Source organism: Kitasatospora sp. NPDC085879 (assembly GCF_040686255.1).
GTDB lineage: Bacteria > Actinomycetota > Actinomycetes > Streptomycetales > Streptomycetaceae > Kitasatospora.
On sequence record NZ_JBFBJZ010000033.1, the window covers coordinates 96267 to 102266 of the forward strand.

Below are 6000 nucleotides of genomic sequence, written 5' to 3' on the forward strand. Positions count from 1 at the left end.
ATCGTGGATCACCCCTGGCCCGGCCGTCCCTCCTCCGGCATGATCCTTACTGACAGGACCGAAGGAGGGAATCGGGGATGACGGTCTGGGAAGCGCTGGCGGTGCTGCTGGCGGGTGTCGGCGCGGGCACCATCAACACCGTCGTCGGCTCCGGCACGCTGATCACCTTCCCCGTGCTGCTCGCCCTCGGCCTGCCGCCCGTCACCGCCAACGTCTCCAACACCCTCGGCCTGGTCCCCGGCTCGATCAGCGGCGTCATCGGCTACCGCCGCGAGCTCGTCGGCCAGCGCCACCGGCTGCTCCGCCTCGGCACCGCCTCCCTGATCGGCGGCCTCACCGGCGCCTACCTGCTCACCAAGCTCCCCAGCAGCGCCTTCGACACCATCGTTCCCGCGCTGATCCTCTGCGCCCTCGTCCTCGTGGTGATCCAGCCCCGGGTGTCCCGTGCGGTGGCCGCCCGGCGCGGCCACGGCGGCGGCAGCGCCGAGGGCGGCGCGCTGCTCTTCGCCGGCGTCCTGCTGGCCGGCGTCTACGGCGGCTACTTCGGCGCCGCCCAGGGAGTCCTGCTGCTCGCCCTGATGGGCATGCTGCTCCAGGACGACATGCAGCGGATCAACGCCACCAAGAACGTCCTCGCGCTGATCGTCAACGGCGTCGCCGCCGTCTTCTTCCTCTTCGTCGCCCCCATCGACTGGACGGCCGTGCTGCTCATCGCCGCCGGATCGGTCGTCGGCGGCCAGCTCGGCGCCAAGGTCGGACGCCGGCTGCCGCCGCCCGTGCTGCGCGGCGTCATCGTGGTCGTCGGCCTCGCCGCCGTCACCCGGCTCCTGCTCACCTGACTCCCCGTGTCGTCCGGCCGCCGGGCCCCCGCCTTCCTATGCTCCTTGTGACGCACCCCCGCGGCGGGCGGCCCGCCCGCCGCGGGCCCGCCACCGACCCACCGGGAGCACCCGTGAGCCGAACCCGGCTGACCGAGGACGAGATCACCGCGGCCCTGGCCGCCCTGCCAGAGTGGCACCGCGAGGGTGAGGCGATCGTCCGCACCGCCGAGACCGCCAGCTTCCTGACCGCGATCCGGGTCGTCGACACCGTCGCCGTCGCCGCCGAGGAACTCGACCACCACCCCGACATCGACATCCGCTGGCGCACCCTGCGCTTCAACCTCTCCACCCACAGCGCGGGCGGCCTCACCGGCCTCGACACCACGCTCGCCGGCCGCATCGACGACGTGCTGCGCACAACCTCCTGAGGCAGGGTCAGTCCGCGGGGCACCCCGTTCCGGCGGGGTGCTCGGGCCGCCATGAGATGCTGGGCGCTTGCAGCAGCAGTCGGGACGGACGGATTTCATGGCTCAGGACCCTCCCCGGACCTATGACCAGGGGTACCCGCACAACGGCGCCGGGCAGCAGCCCGAAGCCGGCCACGACTACCAGCAGCAGGCCTGGTACCAGCCCCAGGCGGACCAGCCGGCCGACCCGTGGGCGGCCGGGCAGCAGCAGCCCCACCAGGCCGCGGGCGACCAGCAGGCCTGGCAGCCGGGCGCCGACCAGCAGGCCTGGCAGCAGCAGAACGCGTGGGACACCACCGGCCAGGCCACGCAGTCCTACCCGCAGCAGGGCTACACCGAGCAGGGCTACACAGCGCAGGGCTACCCGGAGCAGTCATACCCGCAGCAGGGCTACCCGGCGCAGGGCTACTACGCAGGCGGCTACGAGCAGTTCCCGCAGCAGCAGACCGGCGACCCGTACCAGGCCGCCGCCGCGTACACCGATCCCTACGCGCCCTACGGCGCCAGCTCCGCCGGTACCGCCGACCCGTACGCGCAGATCACCCCCGAGCCGCCGCTCCACACGCCGAGCACCGACCCGGCGTACAGCAGCTGGCCGACCCAGACGCAGGAGACCGAGCAGTCGGCCTTCCCGGACACCGACGGCCACCCGGACGCCTTCCCGGCCGCCCCGGACGAGGACCCGGCGGGCACCGCCGCGCCGACCCTCAGCCCCTACACCGTCACCCGCGGCGAGGACCGCCCCCGGGACCCTGACGACGAGGACCGCGCCGGGCGCCGCTCGCTCGTGGACCGCGCCCGGGCCGCCGCGACCTCCGTCGTCTCCGCGGACCACGGCCCCGGCCGCCGCACCCTGCTGATACGGGCCGGCGCGGGCGCCGCTGCGCTCGCCGTCCTGGTCACCGCCGGCATCCTGGCGACCGGCGGTGACGACGGCGAAAAGTCCGACGGCGGGGCCGACACCGCGGCCGCCCGCAGCTACACCGTCGCGCACGCCAAGGCCTGGGCAGCCAAGCCCGCCTCGGCCGCCGCAGCCGACGACACCCTGGCCGGCGGCTGGATCACCGCCGACGCGGTCGTTCGCGCCGACGGCTCCGGTGTGCAGGCCTACGCCCTCGCCGACGGCAAGCCGACCTGGACGGTCACCGCGCCCACCCAGGGCGCCGCCCCCTGCGGGCTCTCCCCGACCGTCAACACCGCCGGCCTCGGCGGCGTGCTCTTCCGCACCGGCAGCGACTCCAAGAGCCCCTGCACCGTCCTCGCCGCCGTCGACAGCAAGACCGGCAAGACCGCCTGGACGAAGAACCTCTCCGACACCAAGGACGGCTACGACGCCGAGGTCTCCGTCCTCGACGACAAGGTCGTCGCGGTCGGCGAGGACAAGGTCTTCGCCTGGGCCGCCGCCGACGGCAAGGACCTCTGGCAGTACACCGGCCAGGGCAAGTTCTGCAGCCTGTCCGGCGGGGCGGGCGGAGCCACGGTCGTCCTGCACAGCAGCTGCGCCGACAGCACCCCCACCGACCAGGCGGTCGCGCTCAACGCGGCAGACGGCAAGGTGAAGTGGTGGCGCGGGCTGAACAACAAGCCCAAGACCGTGCGGGTGCTCTCCGCCGAGCCCGCCGTCGTCGCCACCAGCGGCGAGAAGCCCACCGACGACCGGATCTTCGCCTGGGGCCCCTCCGGCGACCCGGCAGCCGAGATCCCGGTGACCGGCGACGCCGGCCGCCTGGACACCGCGCGCGGCACCTTCGACACCGTGCCGACCGTCTTCTTCCACGAGAACACCATGGTCACCGCCGTCGGGCCCGCGGACGGCGGCGCCGCCACCGCGGTCGTCGCGTACGACCTCGCCACCGGCAAGCCGGCCTGGACGACCGCGATCGCGGAGAAGCGCAAGTCCCGAGCGGTCGGCCTGGACGGCGGCGGTCTGCTGCTCGCCGTCGACGAGCGCCTCGACCAGCCCGCGCACATCAGCCGCTTCGCCCTCACGGGCGGCCAGGAGACCCAGGGCGGTGCCTTCCCGCAGCGCACCGGCTCGCTGCTCAGCACGGGCCGGGTGCTCTCGGCGGGCGACAAGGTCGTGGTGCTCCCCGAGCACTCGGCGAACTTCGGCACCGCCACGGCCTTCCAGGCCAAGGGCTGACGCCCGTCCCGCCACCGGCACGAAGAACGCCGCAGGCCGGCCCGTCCCCCGATCGGGCCGGCCTGCGGCGTTCCGTCCGTGCGCCCCGCCCGGTCCTGTCCGGACCGGTCAGGCGCTGGCCGGCAGCCAGGCGGCGAGCTCGCGCAGCTCACTGCCGCGCAGTCCGAGGGCGAGCATCAGCGTCGCCTCCGGCGTCGGCTCGAACGGCCGCCGCAGCAGCCTCATCCCGGCCTGCTCCGGCGTCCGGTCGGCCTTCCGCTGATTGTCCTCCGGGCACGCGGCCACGGTGTTCATCCAGCTGTCGGCGCCGCCGCGCGACCTGGGCACCAGGTGGTCGACGGTGCTCGCCCGCCGGCCGCAGTAGGCGCACTGGTGCTGGTCCCGGACGAGGACACCGCGCCGCGACCACGGGGCGTGTTGTCGGAACGGCACCCGCACGTAGCGGTTGAGCCTGATCACCCGGGGGACCGGAACGGCCACACCGGTACCGCGCACCATCCCGAGCGGATGGGCGTGCTCGACGACCGCCTTGTCCTGCAGGACGAGCACCACGGCGCGCTTCAGCGACACCGTCGTCAGCGGCTCGTAGCTCGCGTTCAGTACCAGTGTGTTGCGCATTGTTCAGGCCACCTCCCCTGTGCGGCCGCACCGCCAGGGCACGACCGTCCCGTCACTGCCGCTCTCGGCGGTGTGTCCACTGTGAAGGGCCGCGGCCACGGCAACAACGGAATTTCCGTCCGCCCCGCATCCGAGCGAAAACCCGCTGGCCGGATGCGCGTACTCTCTAGAACGCTGGAGTCGTCCGGCGCGGGCCCACGGCGGGCCGCGGACACCGTCGGACGCGACCGAAGGAGAAGCGTGACCGTGACGGACATCGTCGACGAGCTGCGGTGGCGTGGGCTGATCGCCCTGTCCACCGACGAGGACGCACTGCGCAAGGCGTTCGCGGACGGCCCGGTCACGTTCTATTGCGGCTTCGACCCGACGGCGCCCAGCCTGCACCTCGGCAACCTGGTGCAGATCCTCACCATGAAGCGCCTGCAGCTGGCCGGAAACCTGCCGCTCGGCCTGGTCGGCGGCGCCACCGGCCTGATCGGCGACCCGAAGCCGACCGCCGAGCGCGTCCTCAACGACCCCGAGACGGTGGCCGGCTGGGTGGACCGCCTGCGCGGCCAGATCGCGAAGTTCCTCGACTTCGAGGGCGAGTTCGCGGCCCGCATGGTCAACAACCTGGACTGGACGTCCGGCATGTCGGCGATCAGCCTGCTGCGCGACGTCGGCAAGTACTTCCGGGTCAACAACATGATCGCCAAGGAGGCGGTCGCCCGCCGGCTGAACTCCGACGCCGGCATCAGCTACACCGAGTTCAGCTACCAGATCCTCCAGGGCATGGACTACCTGGAGCTGAACCGCCGCTACAACTGCACCCTGCAGACCGGCGGCAGCGACCAGTGGGGCAACCTCACGGCCGGCAGCGACCTCATCCGCAAGGCCGAGGGCAAGTCCGTCCACCTGCTCGCGACCCCGCTGATCGTGAAGGCCGACGGCACCAAGTTCGGCAAGACCGAGTCCGGCACGGTCTGGCTCGACCCCGAGCTGACCACCCCGTACGCCTTCTACCAGTTCTGGCTGAACGCGGACGACCGGGACGTCTCCAACTTCCTGCGGATCTTCTCCTTCCGCTCGCGGGAGGAGATCGAGCAGCTGGAGCGGGACACCGCCGAGCGGCCCGCCGCCCGCCTCGCCCAGCGGGCGCTGGCGGAGGAGCTCACCTCGATGGTGCACGGCGCCGAGCAGTACGAGCGCGCGGTGGCCGCCTCGAAGGCGCTTTTCGGCCAGGGCGACCTCGCCGACCTGGAGCCGGCCACCCTGGCCGCGGCACTCGCCGAGGTCCCGAAGGCCACGGTCACGGAGCTGCAGTCGGTCGTCGACCTGCTGGTCGAGACCGGGCTCGCCCCGAGCCGTTCCGGTGCCCGCCGCACCATCAAGGAGGGCGGCGCCTACCTGAACAACGCGAAGGTCACCGACGAGGAGGCCGTGCCCGCCGCCGACGACCTGCTGCACGGCCGCTGGCTCGTGCTGCGGCGCGGCAAGCGCAACCTCGCCGCCGTCGAGCTCGCGTCGAACTGACGTCAGGTGGCTTGAACCGCACTGCGGTTGAGCTGCCGCGACACCCCACAGGGGCCGGATCCAGCCAGATCCGGCCCCGCGTGTTTGACGCTGGCTGCCCGGTGCCCTAACGTTGGACGAGTCGCCGAAACTGGTTGCGAACCGGTAACGGCCCCCTCCCTCCGACGAGTCGACCGTCGCACACCCATTCGAGAAATCGTCCGGGGAAATGTGCGCCAAAAACTCTGCTAGAGTTCGGGGCGCCGAAAGGCGAAAGCCGAAAGGCAAAAGCGAGTCGGAAAAGCCCGAGCGGCGGATCTGATAAGCTGGAAACACGAAAGAGCGAAACGCCCGGAGGGTCCGCTGGAAGGCGGTCCGAAGGAAGTGTCCGTTCCTTGAGAACTCAACAGCGTGCCAAAAGTCAACGCCAGATATGTTGACATCCCCGGCCGGTCCGTTT

The 6000-nt window shown here is 72.2% G+C and carries 5 protein-coding genes; 4 read left to right on the forward strand and 1 reads right to left on the reverse strand.

What is annotated here, in order from left to right:
• The first annotated feature begins 77 nt into the window (after positions 1-77).
• The 3 genes from AB0P35_RS24520 (at position 78) to AB0P35_RS24530 (ending at position 3431) form a co-directional block, all read left to right on the forward strand.
• Positions 78-839: a sulfite exporter TauE/SafE family protein gene (locus AB0P35_RS24520; RefSeq protein ID WP_363514181.1), complete on the forward strand. Its 762-nt coding sequence runs from the start codon at positions 78-80 to the stop codon at positions 837-839.
• A gap of 113 nt (positions 840-952) precedes the next feature.
• Positions 953-1249 (forward strand): 4a-hydroxytetrahydrobiopterin dehydratase, encoded by a 297-nt coding sequence (locus tag AB0P35_RS24525; protein WP_363514184.1) that lies wholly within the window; start codon positions 953-955, stop codon positions 1247-1249.
• 97 nt (positions 1250-1346) lie between these two features.
• Complete coding sequence (locus tag AB0P35_RS24530; protein WP_363514187.1) at positions 1347-3431, forward strand: PQQ-binding-like beta-propeller repeat protein; 2085 nt, start codon at positions 1347-1349, stop codon at positions 3429-3431.
• A gap of 108 nt (positions 3432-3539) precedes the next feature.
• Here AB0P35_RS24530 and AB0P35_RS24535 read toward each other — a convergent pair whose 3' ends face one another.
• The gene (locus AB0P35_RS24535; RefSeq protein ID WP_363514190.1) at positions 3540-4049 is read right to left on the reverse strand and encodes an HNH endonuclease; all 510 of its coding nucleotides are present in this window, start codon (positions 4047-4049) and stop codon (positions 3540-3542) included.
• A gap of 246 nt (positions 4050-4295) precedes the next feature.
• Between AB0P35_RS24535 and tyrS the strand changes: the two genes are divergently transcribed.
• Positions 4296-5561 carry a tyrosine--tRNA ligase gene (tyrS, locus tag AB0P35_RS24540; RefSeq protein ID WP_363514209.1) on the forward strand — a complete coding sequence of 422 codons (1266 nt, stop codon included), beginning with the start codon at positions 4296-4298 and terminating at the stop codon, positions 5559-5561.
• Positions 5562-6000 lie beyond the last annotated feature (439 nt).